The sequence below is a fragment of the Trinickia symbiotica genome, from assembly GCF_002934455.1.
GTDB lineage: Bacteria > Pseudomonadota > Gammaproteobacteria > Burkholderiales > Burkholderiaceae > Trinickia > Trinickia symbiotica.
Map to the genome: position 1 here is coordinate 1 of NZ_PTIR01000013.1, position 16,917 is coordinate 16,917.

At 64.4% G+C, this 16,917-nt stretch carries 17 protein-coding genes; 13 read left to right on the forward strand and 4 right to left on the reverse strand.

What is annotated here, in order from left to right; translation table 11 throughout:
• Positions 1 to 124 precede the first annotated feature (124 nt).
• Positions 125 to 901: an enoyl-CoA hydratase gene (locus B0G57_RS18405; protein WP_018440316.1), complete on the reverse strand. Its 777-nt coding sequence runs from the start codon at positions 899 to 901 to the stop codon at positions 125 to 127.
• 143 nt (positions 902 to 1,044) lie between these two features.
• On the opposite strand from B0G57_RS18405, the gene paaN reads away from it, so the two are divergent.
• The 5 genes from paaN (at position 1,045) to paaK (ending at position 6,802) form a co-directional block, all read left to right on the forward strand.
• The gene (gene paaN, locus B0G57_RS18410) at positions 1,045 to 2,754 is read left to right on the forward strand and encodes a phenylacetic acid degradation protein PaaN (protein ID WP_018440317.1); all 1,710 of its coding nucleotides are present in this window, start codon (positions 1,045 to 1,047) and stop codon (positions 2,752 to 2,754) included.
• Between the two features lie 105 nt (positions 2,755 to 2,859).
• The gene (pcaF, locus tag B0G57_RS18415; protein ID WP_018440318.1) at positions 2,860 to 4,062 is read left to right on the forward strand and encodes a 3-oxoadipyl-CoA thiolase; all 1,203 of its coding nucleotides are present in this window, start codon (positions 2,860 to 2,862) and stop codon (positions 4,060 to 4,062) included.
• Between the two features lie 102 nt (positions 4,063 to 4,164).
• On the forward strand, positions 4,165 to 4,947 hold the full coding sequence (gene paaG / locus B0G57_RS18420; RefSeq protein ID WP_018440319.1) for a 2-(1,2-epoxy-1,2-dihydrophenyl)acetyl-CoA isomerase PaaG: 783 nt from the start codon (positions 4,165 to 4,167) through the stop codon (positions 4,945 to 4,947).
• A gap of 1 nt (position 4,948) precedes the next feature.
• On the forward strand, positions 4,949 to 5,416 hold the full coding sequence (gene paaI, locus B0G57_RS18425) for a hydroxyphenylacetyl-CoA thioesterase PaaI (protein WP_018440320.1): 468 nt from the start codon (positions 4,949 to 4,951) through the stop codon (positions 5,414 to 5,416).
• An 81-nt stretch (positions 5,417 to 5,497) separates the two neighbouring features.
• Positions 5,498 to 6,802 (forward strand): phenylacetate--CoA ligase PaaK, encoded by a 1,305-nt coding sequence (paaK, locus tag B0G57_RS18430; RefSeq protein WP_018440321.1) that lies wholly within the window; start codon positions 5,498 to 5,500, stop codon positions 6,800 to 6,802.
• Between the two features lie 136 nt (positions 6,803 to 6,938).
• Here paaK and mltA read toward each other — a convergent pair whose 3' ends face one another.
• Both mltA and apaG read right to left on the reverse strand, forming a co-directional pair.
• Complete coding sequence (gene mltA / locus B0G57_RS18435) at positions 6,939 to 8,063, reverse strand: murein transglycosylase A (RefSeq protein ID WP_026229633.1); 1,125 nt, start codon at positions 8,061 to 8,063, stop codon at positions 6,939 to 6,941.
• 17 nt (positions 8,064 to 8,080) lie between these two features.
• Positions 8,081 to 8,455, reverse strand: a complete 375-nt coding sequence (gene apaG / locus B0G57_RS18440; protein ID WP_018440323.1) for a Co2+/Mg2+ efflux protein ApaG — start codon at positions 8,453 to 8,455, stop codon at positions 8,081 to 8,083.
• A gap of 271 nt (positions 8,456 to 8,726) precedes the next feature.
• Here apaG and rpe point away from each other — a divergent pair, with 271 nt between their 5' ends.
• From rpe to B0G57_RS18480, 8 genes are all read left to right on the forward strand, one after another.
• A complete protein-coding gene (gene rpe / locus B0G57_RS18445) occupies positions 8,727 to 9,413 on the forward strand; it encodes a ribulose-phosphate 3-epimerase (RefSeq protein ID WP_026229603.1) in 687 nt (228 codons plus the stop codon).
• A 14-nt stretch (positions 9,414 to 9,427) separates the two neighbouring features.
• A complete protein-coding gene (locus B0G57_RS18450; RefSeq protein ID WP_051090014.1) occupies positions 9,428 to 10,195 on the forward strand; it encodes a phosphoglycolate phosphatase in 768 nt (255 codons plus the stop codon).
• A gap of 297 nt (positions 10,196 to 10,492) precedes the next feature.
• Positions 10,493 to 11,986 carry an anthranilate synthase component I gene (gene trpE / locus B0G57_RS18455; RefSeq protein WP_018440326.1) on the forward strand — a complete coding sequence of 498 codons (1,494 nt, stop codon included), beginning with the start codon at positions 10,493 to 10,495 and terminating at the stop codon, positions 11,984 to 11,986.
• Positions 11,987 to 12,001: 15 nt separating this feature from the next.
• Positions 12,002 to 12,592, forward strand: a complete 591-nt coding sequence (locus B0G57_RS18460; RefSeq protein ID WP_102607203.1) for an aminodeoxychorismate/anthranilate synthase component II — start codon at positions 12,002 to 12,004, stop codon at positions 12,590 to 12,592.
• 35 nt (positions 12,593 to 12,627) lie between these two features.
• Positions 12,628 to 13,659: an anthranilate phosphoribosyltransferase gene (gene trpD / locus B0G57_RS18465; protein WP_026229604.1), complete on the forward strand. Its 1,032-nt coding sequence runs from the start codon at positions 12,628 to 12,630 to the stop codon at positions 13,657 to 13,659.
• A gap of 77 nt (positions 13,660 to 13,736) precedes the next feature.
• Entirely contained in the window at positions 13,737 to 14,522 is a 786-nt protein-coding gene (gene trpC / locus B0G57_RS18470; protein ID WP_018440329.1) for an indole-3-glycerol phosphate synthase TrpC, read from the forward strand.
• 56 nt (positions 14,523 to 14,578) lie between these two features.
• A complete protein-coding gene (locus B0G57_RS18475) occupies positions 14,579 to 15,211 on the forward strand; it encodes a CYTH domain-containing protein (RefSeq protein ID WP_018440330.1) in 633 nt (210 codons plus the stop codon).
• Between the two features lie 88 nt (positions 15,212 to 15,299).
• A complete protein-coding gene (locus tag B0G57_RS18480; protein WP_018440331.1) occupies positions 15,300 to 16,136 on the forward strand; it encodes a uracil-DNA glycosylase in 837 nt (278 codons plus the stop codon).
• A gap of 105 nt (positions 16,137 to 16,241) precedes the next feature.
• Here the strand turns inward: B0G57_RS18480 and B0G57_RS18485 are convergent, their stop codons facing one another.
• Entirely contained in the window at positions 16,242 to 16,841 is a 600-nt protein-coding gene (locus B0G57_RS18485) for an FMN-dependent NADH-azoreductase (RefSeq protein ID WP_018440332.1), read from the reverse strand.
• Positions 16,842 to 16,917: the final 76 nt, after the last annotated feature.

The following is a 16,917-nucleotide window of genomic DNA, read 5'->3' on the forward strand; positions in this document are numbered from 1 at the left end:
GACTGCACGATGCGCGCCGCTCGCCCTCCCACTTCCCGCTCTCGCGCCGCCGTCGCCGACCGCGCGAAAGGGCGTGATTCTAGGCCGCTTCGCAGTGCACCGCAAGGGGAAAATGAGCGCGCCCTCAACGATGCTTGAAAACCGGTTTGCGCTTCTCGACAAACGCCGCCATCCCCTCCTTCTGATCCTCCGTCGCGAATAGCGAATGGAACAATCGGCGCTCGAAGCGCACGCCCTCCGCAAGCGTCGTTTCGTACGCGCGATTCACCGATTCCTTCACCATCATGACGGCGGGCAACGGGAACTCCGCGATCGTCGACGCAGCCGCGATCGCCTCGTCGAGCAAGGCCGCCGCCGGCACCACGCGCGAGACCAAACCCGCGCGCTCGGCTTCCGCCGCGTCCATGAAGCGAGCCGTGAGGCACATGTCCATCGCTTTCGCTTTGGACACCGCCCGCGGCAACCGCTGTGTTCCGCCCGCCCCAGGCATGACGCCGAGCTTGATCTCGGGCTGCCCGAACTTCGCGGTGTCCGCGGCGAAGACGATGTCGCACATCATCGCCAGCTCGCAGCCGCCGCCGAGCGCAAACCCGGCCACCGCCGCGATCACCGGCTTGCGAATCGAACTCACCGCCTCCCAATTGCGAGTGATGTAGTCGTTTCGGTACACATCCATATAGGTGTAGCTCGCCATCATCCCGATATCGGCGCCCGCCGCGAACGCCTTCTCACTGCCCGTCACGACGATCGCGCCAATACCGTCGTCGGCATCGAACGCCTTCAGGGCTGCGCCCAGTTCGTCCATCAGCGCATCGTTGAGCGCGTTGAGCGCCTTCGGGCGGTTCAGCGTCACAAGCCCGACCCGACCGCGCGTCTCGACAAGAATGTTCTCGTAGGTCATCTGCACCCTCCTATGGTTTGTCTCGATACACCGCAAAAACGCTAGAAACCTTCGCGCGAACGATGGTACCATTCACCAACCAACCGGTCGGTCAATTAATTGGCAGCCGATCTTTCCCAACTCACGCCGCTTTCGTCTCCGACATGACACATCCTCTCTTTGCCAAGCACGAAGACACGCTCAAGCATGCGCTCGCCGCAATCGAAACCCGCGGCTACTGGAGCCCGTTCGCCGAAATGCCGAGCCCCAAAGTGTACGGGGAAAGCAGCAACGCCGATGGCGAGGCCGCGTTCAAAGCGCGTCTGAATCACACTTTCGAACTCGATCAGCCGAGCACCGGCGACACGGTCGGTGCCGAGCAATCGCCGTACGGCTTCGCGCTCGGGATCCGCTACCCGAAACCGGACGCCGGCGCACTGATCGCCGCCGCTACCGCCGCGCAGCGCGGCTGGTGCACGGCCGGCCCCGAAGCGTGGGCCGGCGTCAGCCTCGAAATCCTCGCCCGTCTCAACCGCGCGAGCTTCGAGATCGCCTATAGCGTCATGCATACCACGGGGCAGGCATTCATGATGGCGTTCCAGGCCGGTGGCCCTCATGCGCAAGACCGCGCGCTAGAGGCCGTCGCCTATGCGTGGGCCGAATTGCGCCGCGTCCCCGCCGAAGCGCATTGGGAAAAGCCGCAAGGCAAGAATCCGCCGCTCGCGATGAAAAAGCGCTTTACGATCGCACCGCGAGGCATCGGCCTCGTGCTCGGCTGCTGCACGTTCCCGACCTGGAACGGCTATCCGGGCCTCTTCGCCGATCTCGCAACCGGCAACGCCGTGATCGTAAAGCCGCACCCAGGAGCGATCCTGCCGCTCGCGATCACCGTGCGGATTGCTCGAGACGTGCTGCGAGAGGCTGGCTTCGACCCGAACGTCGTCACGCTGCTCGCCACCGATCCGAACGACGGGGCACTCGTGCAGGATCTGGCGCTGCGCCCCGAAATCAAGCTCATCGATTTCACGGGCAGCACCCAAAACGGCAACTGGCTCGAACGGCACGCACACCAGGCGCAGGTATTCACCGAGAAAGCAGGCGTCAATCAGATCGTCATCGACTCCGTCGACGACCTCAAAGCCGCCGCGCGCAACATCGCGTTCTCGCTCGCGCTCTACTCCGGACAGATGTGCACCGCGCCACAGAACATCTATGTGCCCCGCAACGGCATTTCGACGTCCGCCGGGCATGCGAGCTTCGATGAAGTTGCTCGAGCGCTCGGGGAAGCCGTTGAAAAGCTGGTCGGGGATCCCGCGCGTGCCGTGGAGGTGCTGGGCGCCATTCAGAACGACGGCGTAGCCCGCCGCATCGACGAAGCACGGCCGCTTGGCCAAATACTCGTCGACAGCAAATCGATCGACCATCCCGCCTTCCCCGGCGCGCGCGTGCACACGCCGCTCGTGCTGAAACTCGACGCGGCAACGGACAGCGCCAAATTCAGCGGCGAATGGTTCGGCCCAATCTCGTTCGTGATCGCCACCGAGTCGACCGAGCAATCGCTCGACCTGGCCGGATCGACCGCAGCGGCGCATGGCGCGCTGACGTTGTCCATCTATAGCACCGATGAAACGATCATCGAAGCCGCGCACGAGGCGGCGATCCGTGGCGGAGTGGCGCTCTCGATCAATCTGACAGGCGGCGTGTTCGTTAACCAGTCCGCAGCGTTCTCGGACTTTCATGGAACCGGCGCGAATCCCGCGGCGAACGCGGCGCTGACGGATTCGGCTTTCGTGGCCAATCGATTCCGCGTGATTCAGAGCCGGGTCCATGTTGCGCCCCTTGCCGAAGCCGCTCAAGTCGGCCAAACGGCATAGGCCGAACGGCCGAATGGCGCGCCGCCACGCCCCTCCGTACGATGCCCCGACCGTCCCCTCATGCCCCTGCGTCGAGAGACACGATTGCGAACTTCAGGAATTCCGATGAACGATGCCTACATTTGTGACGCGATTCGCACTCCATTCGGCCGCTACGCCGGCGCGTTGAAGGACGTCCGCGCCGACGATCTCGCGGCCGTGCCCATCAAAGCGCTAATGGAGCGCAACGCGGGCGTGGACTGGCGGGCGCTCGACGATGTCATTTACGGTTGCGCGAACCAGGCCGGCGAAGACAACCGTAATGTCGCGCGCATGGCTGCCTTGCTCGCGGGCTTGCCGACCGACGTGCCCGGCGCGACGCTGAACCGGCTCTGCGGCTCGGGCATGGATGCGGTCGGCACGGCCGCGCGCGCGCTGAAAGCCGGCGAAGCTCGCTTGCTCATCGCCGGCGGCGTGGAGAGCATGACGCGCGCGCCCTTCGTCTTGCCAAAGGCGACGAGCGCCTTTTCGCGCCAGACGGAAATCCACGATACGACGATCGGCTGGCGTTTCGTGAATGCAGCGCTGAAAGCGCAATACGGGATCGATTCGATGCCCGAAACGGCCGAAAACGTGGCCGAACAGTTTTCAGTGAGCCGCGCCGATCAGGACGCCTTCGCACTGCGGAGCCAGCGGAAAGCGGCCGAAGCTCAGCGCAACGGAACGCTAGCCGCGGAAATCGTCCCTGTCGTCGTCCCGCAGAAGAAGGGGGATGCACTGCATGTCGCGCAAGACGAGCACCCGCGCGAAACATCGCTCGAGGCACTCGCCAAGCTGAAGGGCGTCGTGCGCGCCGACGGCACCGTGACGGCCGGAAACGCCTCGGGCGTGAACGACGGCGCATGCGCGCTTTTACTTGCCAACGGCGAAGCGGCCGAGCAATACGGGTTGCGCCGCCGAGCGCGGATCCTCGGCATGGCGACGGCCGGCGTGGAGCCTCGCGTCATGGGCATCGGGCCGGCTCCCGCAACACAAAAGCTGCTGGCTCATCTCGGGATGTCGCTGAGTCAGTTCGACGTCATCGAGCTGAACGAAGCGTTCGCCTCGCAAGGACTCGCAGTATTGCGGTTGCTCGGCGTGGCCGACGACGACCCTCGCGTGAATCCGAACGGCGGCGCCATCGCGCTCGGGCATCCGCTCGGTGCATCGGGGGCCCGGCTCGTGACGACAGCGCTCTACCAGCTCGAACGCACGGGCGGTCAATATGCGCTTTGCACGATGTGTATCGGCGTCGGTCAAGGCATCGCGCTCGCCATCGAGCGACTGTGAGCGGCAGGGAGTGATTCCGATCCGACGGCTCGGATAAGGGAGCCTGATCCGACGGATCGATCGGCACAAGCAGCCTAAGCCAAGCGACAAAGGAGACGAACGATGGTTTATGAAGCAATCCGCGTCGACGTCGACGCGTCCTCGCGCGTAGCCACCATTACGCTGAACCGGCCGGACAAGCTCAACAGCTTCACGCGCAAGATGCACGCGGAGCTGCGTTCCGCGCTCGACGAGGTCGAGGCCGCGAAGACGCGTGCGCTCGTGCTGACGGGCGCGGGCCGCGGCTTTTGTGCAGGGCAGGATCTGGCTTTCGAGCCCGGGGCGGAGACTGATCTCGGGGCGCTCATCGACGAAAACTTCAATCCGCTCGTGCGCCGGTTGCAAGCCCTGCCTCTGCCCGTCATCGCCGCGGTCAACGGCATCGCGGCCGGCGCGGGCGCGAATCTGGCGCTCGCTTGCGATATCACGCTGGCCGCGCGCTCGAGCAGCTTCGTGCAATCGTTCGTGAAGATCGGCCTCATCCCCGACTCGGGCGGAACCGCCCTGCTGCCTCGCCGCATCGGCATGGCACGCGCGCTCGGCCTCGCCATCACGGGCGACAAGCTCTCGGCGGAGCAGGCGCAACAGTGGGGCCTCATCTGGCAGGTCGTCGAGGATGCGGATCTGCCCGCTGCCGCTCAGCAACTCGCCGCGCAGCTCGCGCAACAGCCCACGAAGGCCATCGCCGCCATCAAGCGAGCCATGCACGCAAGCACCGTCAATTCGTTCGACCAGCAACTCGATCTCGAGCGCGACCTGCAACGAGAACTCGGCGCCTCGCACGACTTCGCGGAAGGCGTCGCCGCGTTCATCGAGAAGCGTTCCGCGCGCTTCGAAGGGCGCTAGGATGTCTACGGCAACTCACGTTCTCGGCACCGGCGCCGATAAGAGCGGCGACGAACTCGCTCGAGCGGTAGCCGAAGCGATGTACGCCGCGGACGCGTGCAGCCGCGCGCTCGGCTTCGAACTTCTCGAAGTCCGCGCGGGATATGCGCGCATGCGAGCCGCGGTAAGGCCCGACTTCCTCAACGGCCACGACATCTGCCACGGTGGCCTCATCTTCACCCTGGCCGATTCGACCTTCGCATTCGCCTGCAATTCGTACAACGTCAATACCGTGGCATCGGGATGCTCGATCGAGTTTCTGCGTCCGGTCCGCCGCGGCGACACCCTGACCGCCGAGGCGGTCGAGCAGACATTGAACGGGCGCACCGGCATCTACGATATTCGCGTCACCAATGGCGCGGGCGACACAGTGGCGATGTTTCGCGGCAAATCGGCACAGATCAGAGGAACCGTGATTCCTACCCGTTGAGCGCCGATGCGGCGCAACGGAAAGCGCTCGGCTCGAACCGGTCGCAAACGTTTCACCCAGGAGACATAGGAGAGAGACCCGATGAACACCGCGTTCCCGCTCGAGCCCATAGAGACCGCAAGCCGCGATGAACTCGCCGCTCTGCAGCTCGAGCGACTGAAATGGTCGCTTGCCCATGCCTACGAGAACTCGCTCGTCTATCGACGCAAGTTCGACGAGGCCGGCGTGCGTCCCGAAGACCTGAAGACGCTGGCCGATCTCGCGCGCTTTCCTTTCACGACGAAGCGCGATTTTCGCGACAACTATCCGTTCGGCATGTTCGCCGTACCGCAGGAGCGAATCTCGCGCATTCACGGGTCGTCCGGCACGACGGGCAAGCCTACCGTCGTCGGCTATACGGCGCGCGACATCGATACCTGGGCCAACCTCGTCGCACGCTCGATTCGCGCGGCCGGCGCCCGCCGCGGCGACAAGGTCCATGTCAGCTACGGCTACGGTCTTTTTACCGGCGGTCTCGGTGCGCACTATGGCGCCGAACGCGCGGGCCTGACCGTCATCCCGTTCGGCGGCGGGCAAACGGAAAAGCAAGTTCAACTGATTCGGGATTTCAAGCCCGACATCATCATGGTCACGCCCAGTTACATGCTCGCGCTCGCCGACGAGTTCCAGCGCCAAGGGCTCGATCCCGCCCAATCGTCGCTGCGGGTCGGGATATTCGGCGCCGAGCCGTGGACGAACGAAATGCGTCTCGCGATCGAGCGGCGCATGGGCATCGATGCCGTTGACATCTACGGACTGTCCGAAATCATGGGTCCCGGCGTTGCTTGCGAGTGCATCGAAACGAAAGACGGCCCGACCATCTGGGAAGACCATTTTTATCCGGAGATCGTCGACCCTGAAACCGGCGCCGTCCTTCCCGACGGCGAGTTCGGCGAACTCGTTTTTACGTCGCTGACGAAAGAGGCGCTGCCGATCGTCCGCTATCGCACCCGCGATCTCACGCGGCTCTTGCCCGGTACTTCACGCACGATGCGGCGCATGGAAAAGATCACGGGCCGCTGCGACGACATGATGATCGTGCGCGGCGTCAACGTCTTCCCCACGCAGATCGAGGAGCTGCTGCTGAAGCAGCGGGCACTTGCGCCGCACTACCAGATCGTGCTGACGAAGGAAGGTCCGCTCGACGTCATGACGCTCAACGTCGAGCCGATGCCCGAGGCGCTCGCCGACCATGCGGCGATCGAGGCAGCAAAGTCGGCGCTCGCGTACGACATCAAGGCGTTGATCGGGGTCACCGCGATCGTCGAAGTGCTACCCGTCAACGGAATCGAGCGATCGGCAGGCAAGGCCCGGCATATCGTCGACAAGCGCAAGGCCGGCGGTTGATGCCTGCGCGGGCCGCGGGGAACGCCCGGCAGTCCGTCGGTCCGACCGCAGTGCCCTAGACGGAGACAGGCGCTTGGCCGGCGCTAGCAATCGCTGCCCCCAACCGACGAGCGCATTCTTTCGCAGGTGGCTTATATCAGGAGTTCGGCAGCAATAGCCACATCCGGCCGACCTGCTTCATCTTGCCGGCCAGATCGCCTGCTTCGTCGCCAAGGCCCCAGAAATAATCGGCGCGCACGCCGCCCTTGATCGCCGTCCCGGTGTCCTGCGCGAAAACCAGCCGGTTCATCGGCGTGTTGGTGAACGGCCGCGTCGTTTGCAGGAAAACCGGGGTGCCGAGCGGAATCGATGACGGATCGACGGCAATCGAGCGCTGCGGCGTGAGCGGTACGCCGAGGGCGCCGATGGGACCGACGTCGGTGCTGCCGAGCGCCGGGTCGGCCGACGGCATCTCACGGAAAAACACGAACCGAGGGTTCGTATCGAGCAGCGCATCGACGCGAGCGGGATTCGCGCGCCCCCAAGCCTTGATGCCTTGCATCGTCGCCTGCGCGGGCGTCAGCTCGCCATGATCGAGCAGCCACCTTCCGATCGATCGATAAGGCTGATTGTTGCTGCCGCCGAAGCCCACGCGCATGACCGTCCCATCGTCGAGCACGATGCGCCCTGAGCCCTGCACCTGGAGGAAGAAGGCCTCGATCGGATCGTCGACCCACACGAGCTCGCTGCCCGCCAGCGCACCGGAACGCTCGAGTTGCGCGCGCGGCGGAAGCGTCGTGCCCGCCCGAAAGCCGGCCGGCCAGCGATAAAGCGCGTACTGGTAGGGTCCGCGCCGCGTACGGGAACCATGCAGAAGCGGCTCGTAGTAGCCCGTCACGAGCCCGTCGAGCGTACCGTCGCCATTGGCAAGCTGAAAGGGTGTGAAATAGGTTTCAAAAAAAGTCCGAGCACCCGTGACATCCAGATCGTCGAGCTGAGCGGCCGCCGTGCAGGCGCGCCGCCAGGACGGCTCGCGTCCGAGGCGCAGACAGTTCTCTCGCAAGGCGGCCGCCGCACCGATCAGCGAATCGTCGTCCCAGCCCGGCACCTGCTGCCACGATACCTGCGTCAACCGCCCCGTGGGCAGTTGGCCCAAGGTTCCGACGGCACTGCCGGGAGGTGCGGCCGTCGGGCGAACGACCGCGGGGCCGCCGCAGGCCGCGAGCAGCACCGCCAGCAAGACGGCCGCGACCTGCCCGGCGATTGTGCGCTCGATGCGCATGGGAACGCCGGCCGCCATCAGTGCAGCGTACGCGGCATTTGTAACGTGAACTCGGGCACGGGCGCCTCGAACCGCTCGCCGTCCTCCGCCACGCAAAAGTACTCGCCCCGCATCGTGCCGACGGGCGTCGCGATGACGGCCCAGCTCGTGTACTCGAATTGCTCGCCCGGCTGCAGCAGCGGCTGATGTCCGACGACACCGAGGCCCTTCACTTCCTGCACTTTGGACTCGCTGTCGGTAATGATCCAATGGCGCGCGATCAACTGCGCGGGCACTTGCCCCGTGTTGCGAATCGTCAGCGTGTACGCGAAGGCATACTGGCGGCGCTCGGGATCGGATTGTTCAGGCAGGTAGCGCGTTTGGGCCGAAACGCTGAATTGATACTGGCTCATCGTGACTCTGTTCCGCTTTAATAAGTATCTGCTTAGACTCCAGCAAAAATCTGCTTACTTTGGGTTCTACCCCTGCCCGAATACAATGGGCTGCACGGCGACGACATCGCAAGAACGCCGGCGCATACGGTGTTGCGTTCGGCATTGTCGCGCGTCGGAGTCTACACCCGCAATCGCGACGATGGTCGCCCCCGCCCGAACACCGACGGGACGCACGGTAAAATACGGGCTTTCGTTGCCGCTCATCGTCGGCAAAGAGGATCGACTGGTCATGACGCAATTCCGTATCGCCCCGAGCATCCTGTCGGCCGATTTTGCCCGGCTCGGCGAAGAAGTCCGCAATGTCGTCGCCGCAGGTGCCGACTGGATCCATTTCGATGTGATGGATAACCATTACGTGCCGAACCTGACGATCGGGCCGCTCGTCTGCGAGGCGATTCGTCCGCACGTGCAGGTACCGATCGATGTCCACCTGATGGTACGTCCCGTCGACCGCATCGTGCCAGACTTCGCGAAAGCCGGCGCGAATCTGATCAGTTTTCATCCGGAAGCGTCGGAACATATCGATCGCACCCTGTCGCTGATCCGCGATCAAGGCTGCAAGGCGGGGCTCGTCTTCAATCCGGCCACGCCGCTGAACTACCTCGACCATGTGATGGACCGTGTCGACCTCGTGCTGATCATGTCGGTGAATCCCGGCTTCGGCGGGCAATCGTTCATTCCGGAAGCGCTCAACAAATTGCGCGCGGCGCGAGCGAAGATCGACGCCTATCGCGAAAAGACAGGCCGGGAGATTCATCTTGAAGTCGACGGCGGCGTCAAGGTCGACAATATCGCCGAGATCGCGAAGGCAGGGGCCGATACGTTCGTGGCCGGCTCGGCGATCTTCGGCAAGCCCGACTACCAAGCGGTCATCGCGGACATGCGAGCCCGGCTCGCGGCCGTCTCGCCTGCATGAGCGGCGATTATTCCATGACTCGCCTCTCCACCGTACCGGCTGAAACACCGAAGCTCCCGCCGCTAAAACTGAAGGCTGCCGTCGTCGATCTCGACGGCACGATGGTCGACACGGCCGATGATTTCACGGCCGGTCTGAACGGCATGCTCGCCGAGCTCGGCGGCGCGCCGCCCGTCACGCGCGGCGAAGTCATCGGCTACGTCGGCAAAGGCTCGGAGCATCTGATTCGCAGCGTGCTGGCCGCGCGCTTCGAGGCCGAAGAAGCGCAGGCACGCTTCGAGATGGCGCTCGCCGTCTATCAGGCCCAATACGCGAAGATCAACGGCAACCATACGCGGCTCTACCCTGACGTGGAACGCGGTCTTGCGGCGCTGCGCGATGCCGGGCTGCGGCTTGCCTGCGTGACAAACAAGCCGCACCGCTTCGCGCTCGCGCTGCTCGAGCAATACGGGCTCGCACGCTACTTCTCCTTCGTTTTCGGCGGCGACAGCTTGCCTCGCAAGAAGCCCGACCCTGAGCCGATGCTTGCGGCCTGCGCCGCGATGGGCGTGGCGCCGGGCGAGACGGTCGCCATCGGCGACTCCGAAAACGATGCGATCGCGGGCCGCGCGGCGGGCATGGCGACGCTGACGGTTCCCTACGGCTACAACCATGGCAAGGCTATACAAACGATCAAGTCGGATGGTATAGTCGCCACGTTGCTGGCGGCCGCGACCGTCATCGCGCATCATCATGCGAGCCTCGAAGCCGGGTCAGCAGCGTCTCAATCGTCGACGATCTAAGTCTTTCATCTCATGTTTCTGAGCAAAAAGCGGAGTCCGAGCAGTATCGACCGGGGAGCTTGGCCCTGGCGTCGCTCGTCGCACTAGCCTCTCCCGAGGTATGCTGGAAATACCTGTCCAGCTCCGTTTTTTGATTCGCCGCGCACCCGCGCTCCCTTTGCTGCACAACCGGACGATAACGGCCGCCCCGGCTGCCGCGTCACCGCCCGGGCTTGCGCTCCAACGGTTTGCCGTCCGCTACGCATCGCCGGTAAGAAGAAGGATGCGTGAGCGTCGGTCTACGAACAGGAACGAAACATGACCGAACTCGAATTCCAGTCCCTCGCCAGCGAGGGTTACAACCGCATTCCACTCATCGCCGAGGCGCTCGCCGATCTCGAGACGCCGCTCTCGCTGTATCTGAAGCTCGCCCAAGCCGAGCGCGGCGGCGCGAACTCGTTTCTGCTCGAATCCGTCGTCGGCGGCGAGCGGTTCGGCCGCTACTCGTTCATCGGGTTGCCGGCACGCACGCTCGTGCGCACGAAGAGCGGGGTGACGGAAGTCGTGCAGGACGGCAAGGTCGTCGAAACGCACGGAGGCGATCCGCTCGAGTTCATCGCTCAATTCCAGGCCCGCTTCAAGGTGGCGCAACGCCCCGGCCTGCCGCGCTTTTGCGGCGGGCTCGCCGGCTACTTCGGCTATGACGCCGTCCGTTACATCGAGAAGAAACTCGCGCATACGGCGCCCCCCGACGATCTGGAGCTGCCCGACATCGAGCTGCTCTTGACGGAGGAAGTGGCCGTCATCGACAACCTCGCCGGCAAGCTCTATCTGATCGTCTATGCGGACCCATCGGCGCCCGAGGCCTATGCGCGCGGCAAAGCGCGGTTGCGCGATCTGCGTCAGCGGCTGCACGCGACGGTGGAGCCGCCGATCACGTCGCCGAGCATGCGCACTGAAATCTACCGCGAGTTCGCGCGCGACGATTATCTCGCGGCGGTCCGGCGGGCGAAGGAGTACATTGCCGCCGGGGAGCTGATGCAGGTCCAGGTCGGCCAGCGCCTCATCAAGCCCTACCGCGACAACCCGCTCTCGCTCTATCGCGCGCTGCGCTCGCTGAATCCGTCGCCGTACATGTACTTCTACAATTTCGGCGACTTCCATGTGATCGGCGCGTCGCCCGAGATTCTCGTGCGCCAGGAGAAGCGCGGCGAAGACAAAATCGTCACGATCCGGCCGCTCGCCGGCACGCGGCCGCGCGGCAATACGCCCGAGCGTGACGCGGAGCTCGCGACGGAACTGCTCAACGATCCGAAGGAGATCGCCGAGCACGTCATGCTGATCGATTTGGCGCGCAACGACGTCGGCCGCATCGCCGAGACGGGCACCGTGACGGTGACCGACAAGATGGTCATCGAAAAATACTCGCATGTGCAGCACATCGTGAGCTCGGTCGAAGGCAAGCTCAAGCCCGGCACGACGAACTTCGACGTGCTGCGCGCGACGTTCCCGGCCGGCACGCTCTCGGGCGCGCCGAAGGTGCGGGCGATGGAGCTCATCGACGAGCTCGAGCCCGTCAAGCGCGGCCTCTACGGCGGCGCCGTGGGCTATCTTTCGTTCAGCGGAGAAATGGATCTCGCCATCGCGATCCGCACGGGCCTCGTCCGCAACGGCAATCTCTATGTGCAGGCCGCGGCCGGCATCGTCGCCGATTCGGTGCCCGAATCGGAATGGCAGGAGACGGAGAACAAGGCGCGCGCCGTTCTGCGCGCGGCGGAGCAGGTACAAGACGGCCTCGACGCCGACTTCTGACCGGGAGAGCTAAACATGTTGCTCATGATCGACAACTACGACTCGTTCACCTACAACCTCGTCCAGTATTTCGGCGAGCTTGGCGAGGACGTGCGCACCTACCGCAACGACGAGATCACGCTCGACGAGATTTCAGCCTTGAATTCCGACACCATTTGTCTCTCGCCGGGGCCGAGCAATCCGCAGCATGCGGGCATCACGCTCGACGTACTGCGCCGCTTCGCGGGGGAAAAGCCGATTCTCGGGGTATGCCTCGGCCATCAGGCGATCGGCGAGGCGTTCGGCGGGCGCGTCGTGCGCGCGAAGACGATCATGCACGGCAAAGTGAGCCGGATCGAAACGGACGGCAAAGGCGTATTCGCCGATTTGCCCAAGCATTTCGACGTAACGCGCTATCACTCGCTCGCGATCGAGCGCGATACGCTGCCCGATTGTCTCGAGATTTCGGCGTGGACCGAGGATGGCGAAATCATGGGCGTGCGCCATAAGGAGCGGCTCGTCGAGGGCGTGCAGTTCCATCCCGAATCGATCCTGTCCGAGCACGGCCACGCGCTGCTCGAAAATTTTCTGAAAATGGCGAAGACGACTCACGCGGCGACGGCTTGAGCCATCGAATGCATCAGCGCCGGAGCGAAGGCCACATTATGATCACACCGCAAGAAGCGTTGCAGCGCACGATCGAGCATCGCGAGATTTTTCACGACGAAATGCTGCATCTGATGCGGCTCATCATGCGCGGCGATCTTTCGCCCGTCATGTCGGCGGCGATTATCACGGGCTTGCGCGTGAAAAAAGAAACGATCGGTGAGATCGCCGCGGCCGCCACGGTGATGCGAGAGTTCGCGAATCACGTACAGGTGGCCGACAACTCGAATTTCGTCGACATCGTCGGCACGGGTGGCGACGGTTCGAACACGTTCAACATTTCGACAGCGACGATGTTCGTTGCGGCGGGCGCAGGCGCCAAGGTGGCGAAGCACGGCGGCCGCGGCGTGTCGAGCAAGTCGGGCAGCGCCGACGTGCTCGAAGCGCTCGGCGTCAACATCGACCTGAAGCCCGAGGAAGTCGCCCAATCGATCGCCGAGACGGGCATGGGCTTCATGTACGCGCCGAACCATCATCCGGCGATGAAGAACATCGCGCCTGTGCGCCGTGAACTCGGCGTGCGGACGATCTTCAACATCCTCGGCCCGCTCACGAACCCGGCCGGTGCGCCGAACCAGCTGATGGGCGTGTTTCATCCCGATCTCGTCGGCATCCAAGTGCGCGTCATGCAGCGGCTCGGGGCGAATCATGTCCTCGTCGTCTACGGCAAGGACGGCATGGACGAAGTCTCGCTCGGCGCCGCCACGCTCGTCGGCGAACTACGCGACGGCGAGATCCACGAGTACGAGATTCATCCCGAAGACTTCGGCCTGCAGATGGTGTCGAATCGATCGCTGAAGGTGAACGATGCGAACGAATCGAAGCAGCTGCTCATCGAAGCACTGGAGAATCGACCCGGCGTGGCGCGTGAAATCGTCACGCTCAATGCCGGCACGGCGCTTTACGCGGCGAACGTCGCGGCATCGATCGCCGACGGCATTCAGATCGCCCGCGAAGCCATCGCGACCGGCCGCGCGCGCGCGAAGGTCGACGAATTCGTCCGCTTCACGCGGCAATTCAAGCAGTAAGCGCCGCGTGATTATCACTACGCATCGAACGAACATCGGCAATAAGCGTCAAGCAGCGAGGAAACGAGGGCACACCCATGAGCGACATTCTCGAACGCATCATCGCGGTCAAGCGCGAGGAAGTGCGCACGGCACAGCAAAGTGCGCCGCTCGAAGAGCTTCGGCTGGAAGCGTCGACACGCAATCTGCGTGACTTCGTCGGCGCGTTGCGCGCGAAGCATGCGGCGGGTCAGCCTGCCGTCATCGCCGAAGTCAAGAAGGCGAGCCCTTCGAAAGGCGTGCTGCGCGAGAATTTCGTGCCTGCCGATATCGCGCGCTCCTATGAGCGCGGCGGTGCCGCCTGCCTTTCCGTGCTGACGGACGTGCGCTTCTTCCAGGGCAGTGCCGCTTACCTCGAAGCGGCCCGCGCCGCCTGCGGTTTGCCCGTGTTGCGCAAGGACTTCATCGTCGATCCCTATCAGGTCGTCGAAGCGCGCGCGATGGGCGCCGATGCGATTCTGCTCATCGCGGCCGCCCTCACCACACCGCAAATGCGCGACCTCGAAGCGTTCGCGCACTCGTTCGGCCTCGCCGTGCTCGTCGAAGTTCATGACGAGCGCGAGCTCGACGAAGCGCTGACGCTCAAAACGCCGCTCATCGGCATCAACAATCGCAATCTGCGCACATTCGAGACGACGATCGACACGACGCTCGGCATGCTAGACAAAGTGCCGGCCGATCGCATCGTCGTCACCGAATCGGGCATTCTGTCGCGCGCCGACGTGGAACGGATGCGCGAGCACTCGGTCCATACATTCCTCGTTGGCGAGGCGTTCATGCGCGCGGAGGACCCGGGCGCGGAACTCGATCGCATGTTCTTCTGAGCTTCGATTCTTCTGAGCTTCGATACGAGCCATTCAGGAAGTCACGGACGCATTCAATGGGCATCGAACGTGAGATCAAACTGGCGTTGCCGGCCGAGCAGGCCGATGCCGCCATTCGGTACTTCATGGAGCGCGCGGGCAAAGCGGGACGTGACGTGCCGCTCGACAACGTCTACTTCGATACGCCCGCGCTCGCGCTCACGCAAGCCAAGATCGCACTGCGATTGCGCCGGACCCCGGACGGCTGGCTGCAGACGCTCAAGGCCGCGGGCCGCGCCGAGGGCGGGCTCCACAGCCGCCACGAATGGGAAGTGCCGGTAGCCGGCGAGGCGCTCGAGGTCGATTCGCTCGCCGCGGCCTGCGACGATGCACAAGCGCTTGCCGTGCTGCGGCGCGCGGCGCCTGAGCTCATCCCGCTCTTTCGCACGAGCTTCACGCGCCGGCTGTGGCGCCTGGCGGTGGCGGGCGGCGCACGGATCGAAGCGGCTATCGATCGAGGGGAAGTGACGGCGGACGTCAACGGCGAAGTGCGGCGCGCGCCGATCAGTGAAATCGAGCTCGAGTTGCTCCACGGCGACGAGTCGGCGCTTCATGCGCTTGCGGCCGATCTGTCGTCAAAAGTGCCGGGCCTCGCGCCCGAAGATGTCAACAAGGCCCAACGCGGCTATCGGCTGCGCGCGGGCGTCTAAGCGTAGGGAAGACCAATCGACGATGGCACGCCCCCGCTCACCTCGCTCCGGATCGTCGCCGTCTCAAGCGACCCTCTTCGATACGGATATGCTGCCGGCCGATCCGTCCGAAAGGTCGGCCGCATCCCGGCCAGCCAAGGCAACCGATCGATCCGCGTCGACTGCTTCGTCGAACCCCGACGCCGCCATACCCGTGACGCTTGCCGAGCCGTTGGAAGCGCAGTTCGACGCGCTGCCGCCCGCATGGCGCGAGCACCTGCGCCCGTTCGTCGAAAGCGATGCCTATGCGCCGCTCTGCCGGTTCGTCGATGCCGAGCGCGCGGCCGGCAAGACCATTTATCCGGCCGACGTCTTTCGCGCACTGCGACTGACGCGGCCCGACGATGTCGAAGTCGTGATCGTCGGACAAGACCCGTATCACGGCGAAGACAAGGGTCATCCGCAGGCCCACGGTCTCGCCTTCTCCGTGCCGGCGCCGGTGCGCCCGCCCCCTTCCCTGCGCAACATCTTCAAGCAGATCGCGGCCGATTTCGGCTTCGAGATGCCGAGCCACGGCTGCCTCGACGCGTGGGCGAAACAGGGGGTGCTGTTGCTGAATACGGTGCTGACCGTCGAACGCGGCAAGGCGGCGAGCCACGCACGCCAAGGATGGGAAAAGTGCACCGATACGCTGATTCGCGAGCTCGCGCATCGGCATGAAGGGCTCGTGTTCATGCTTTGGGGATCGCATGCGCAGGCCAAGCGCGTGCTGATCGACGATCGGCCCCATTGCGTGCTCGAGGCGCCGCACCCCTCGCCGCTCTCGGCGCATCGCGGGTTTCTGGGCTGCCGCCACTTCGCACTCGCGAACGAGTATCTCGTCTCACGCGGCCGCAGGCCGATCGATTGGCGACTGCCCAAAGAAGCCGGGGCGCTCGTCATGTGACGAGCGCCCCGCGTTAGGGCGACGGTGGCTACATCCGTTGACCGATGTGGTCAGAGCCGGCCGGTATATCGCGGCTCCCGGATGCTTCCCTTCGCCGAAGACGGCTTACGCCGCAGCCGCGATCGCTTCTCGCGCACCCGCCAACGCAGCGCTGGCAGCATCCGGCCCCATATTGAGACCCTCCGCATGGATGAAGCTCACGTCCGTGATGCCGATGAAACCGAGGAATATTTTGAGGAAAGGCGTGTGCGTGTCGCTCGGCGTGCCGTGATACTTGCCGCCGCGCGCCGTAACGACGAACACCTTCTTGCCTTTTACGAGCCCTTCAGGACCGTTAGCGGTATAGCGGAACGTGATCCCGGCCCGCGAGATCCAGTCGAAATAGGCCTTCAGCTGAGTCGAAACGCCAAAGTTGTACATCGGCGCGCCGATGACGACGATGTCGGCCGCCTGCAATTCATCGATCAGCGCCTGGCTGCGGGCGTGGATGGCCGCTTGCTCGGGCGTACGCTGCTCGGCCGGCGTGAAGAACGCGCCGAGGACGGCGTCGTCGAGGTGCGGCAGCGGATCGGCGAGCAGATCGCGCACGACGACTTTCGCGCCGGGGTTCGCACTTTGCAGCTTGGCGGTCAGTTCGTTGGCGAGCAGCGTCGAATTCGCGCCTTGCGAGCGAGCTGCCGAGTTCAGTTGAAGGATGGTGGTCATGTTGGGCTCCAGATGGGGTGCGCATCGGTTGCGCGAGTGGAGCCATTCTGTTTGCTTCAGCCTGTCTCAAAAAGTA

What these genes read in the sequence shown, in the direction of transcription:
- B0G57_RS18405 (WP_018440316.1), bottom strand. Translation starts at nt 901, where the DNA reads ATGACCTACGAGAACATTCTTGTCGAGACGCGCGGTCGGGTCGGGCTT.
- paaN (WP_018440317.1), top strand. Translation starts at nt 1,045, where the DNA reads ATGACACATCCTCTCTTTGCCAAGCACGAAGACACGCTCAAGCATGCG.
- pcaF (WP_018440318.1), top strand. Translation starts at nt 2,860, where the DNA reads ATGAACGATGCCTACATTTGTGACGCGATTCGCACTCCATTCGGCCGC.
- paaG (WP_018440319.1), top strand. Translation starts at nt 4,165, where the DNA reads ATGGTTTATGAAGCAATCCGCGTCGACGTCGACGCGTCCTCGCGCGTA.
- paaI (WP_018440320.1), top strand. Translation starts at nt 4,949, where the DNA reads ATGTCTACGGCAACTCACGTTCTCGGCACCGGCGCCGATAAGAGCGGC.
- paaK (WP_018440321.1), top strand. Translation starts at nt 5,498, where the DNA reads ATGAACACCGCGTTCCCGCTCGAGCCCATAGAGACCGCAAGCCGCGAT.
- mltA (WP_026229633.1), bottom strand. Translation starts at nt 8,063, where the DNA reads ATGCGCATCGAGCGCACAATCGCCGGGCAGGTCGCGGCCGTCTTGCTG.
- apaG (WP_018440323.1), bottom strand. Translation starts at nt 8,455, where the DNA reads ATGAGCCAGTATCAATTCAGCGTTTCGGCCCAAACGCGCTACCTGCCT.
- rpe (WP_026229603.1), top strand. Translation starts at nt 8,727, where the DNA reads ATGACGCAATTCCGTATCGCCCCGAGCATCCTGTCGGCCGATTTTGCC.
- B0G57_RS18450 (WP_051090014.1), top strand. Translation starts at nt 9,428, where the DNA reads ATGACTCGCCTCTCCACCGTACCGGCTGAAACACCGAAGCTCCCGCCG.
- trpE (WP_018440326.1), top strand. Translation starts at nt 10,493, where the DNA reads ATGACCGAACTCGAATTCCAGTCCCTCGCCAGCGAGGGTTACAACCGC.
- B0G57_RS18460 (WP_102607203.1), top strand. Translation starts at nt 12,002, where the DNA reads ATGTTGCTCATGATCGACAACTACGACTCGTTCACCTACAACCTCGTC.
- trpC (WP_018440329.1), top strand. Translation starts at nt 13,737, where the DNA reads ATGAGCGACATTCTCGAACGCATCATCGCGGTCAAGCGCGAGGAAGTG.
- B0G57_RS18475 (WP_018440330.1), top strand. Translation starts at nt 14,579, where the DNA reads ATGGGCATCGAACGTGAGATCAAACTGGCGTTGCCGGCCGAGCAGGCC.
- B0G57_RS18480 (WP_018440331.1), top strand. Translation starts at nt 15,300, where the DNA reads ATGCTGCCGGCCGATCCGTCCGAAAGGTCGGCCGCATCCCGGCCAGCC.
- B0G57_RS18485 (WP_018440332.1), bottom strand. Translation starts at nt 16,841, where the DNA reads ATGACCACCATCCTTCAACTGAACTCGGCAGCTCGCTCGCAAGGCGCG.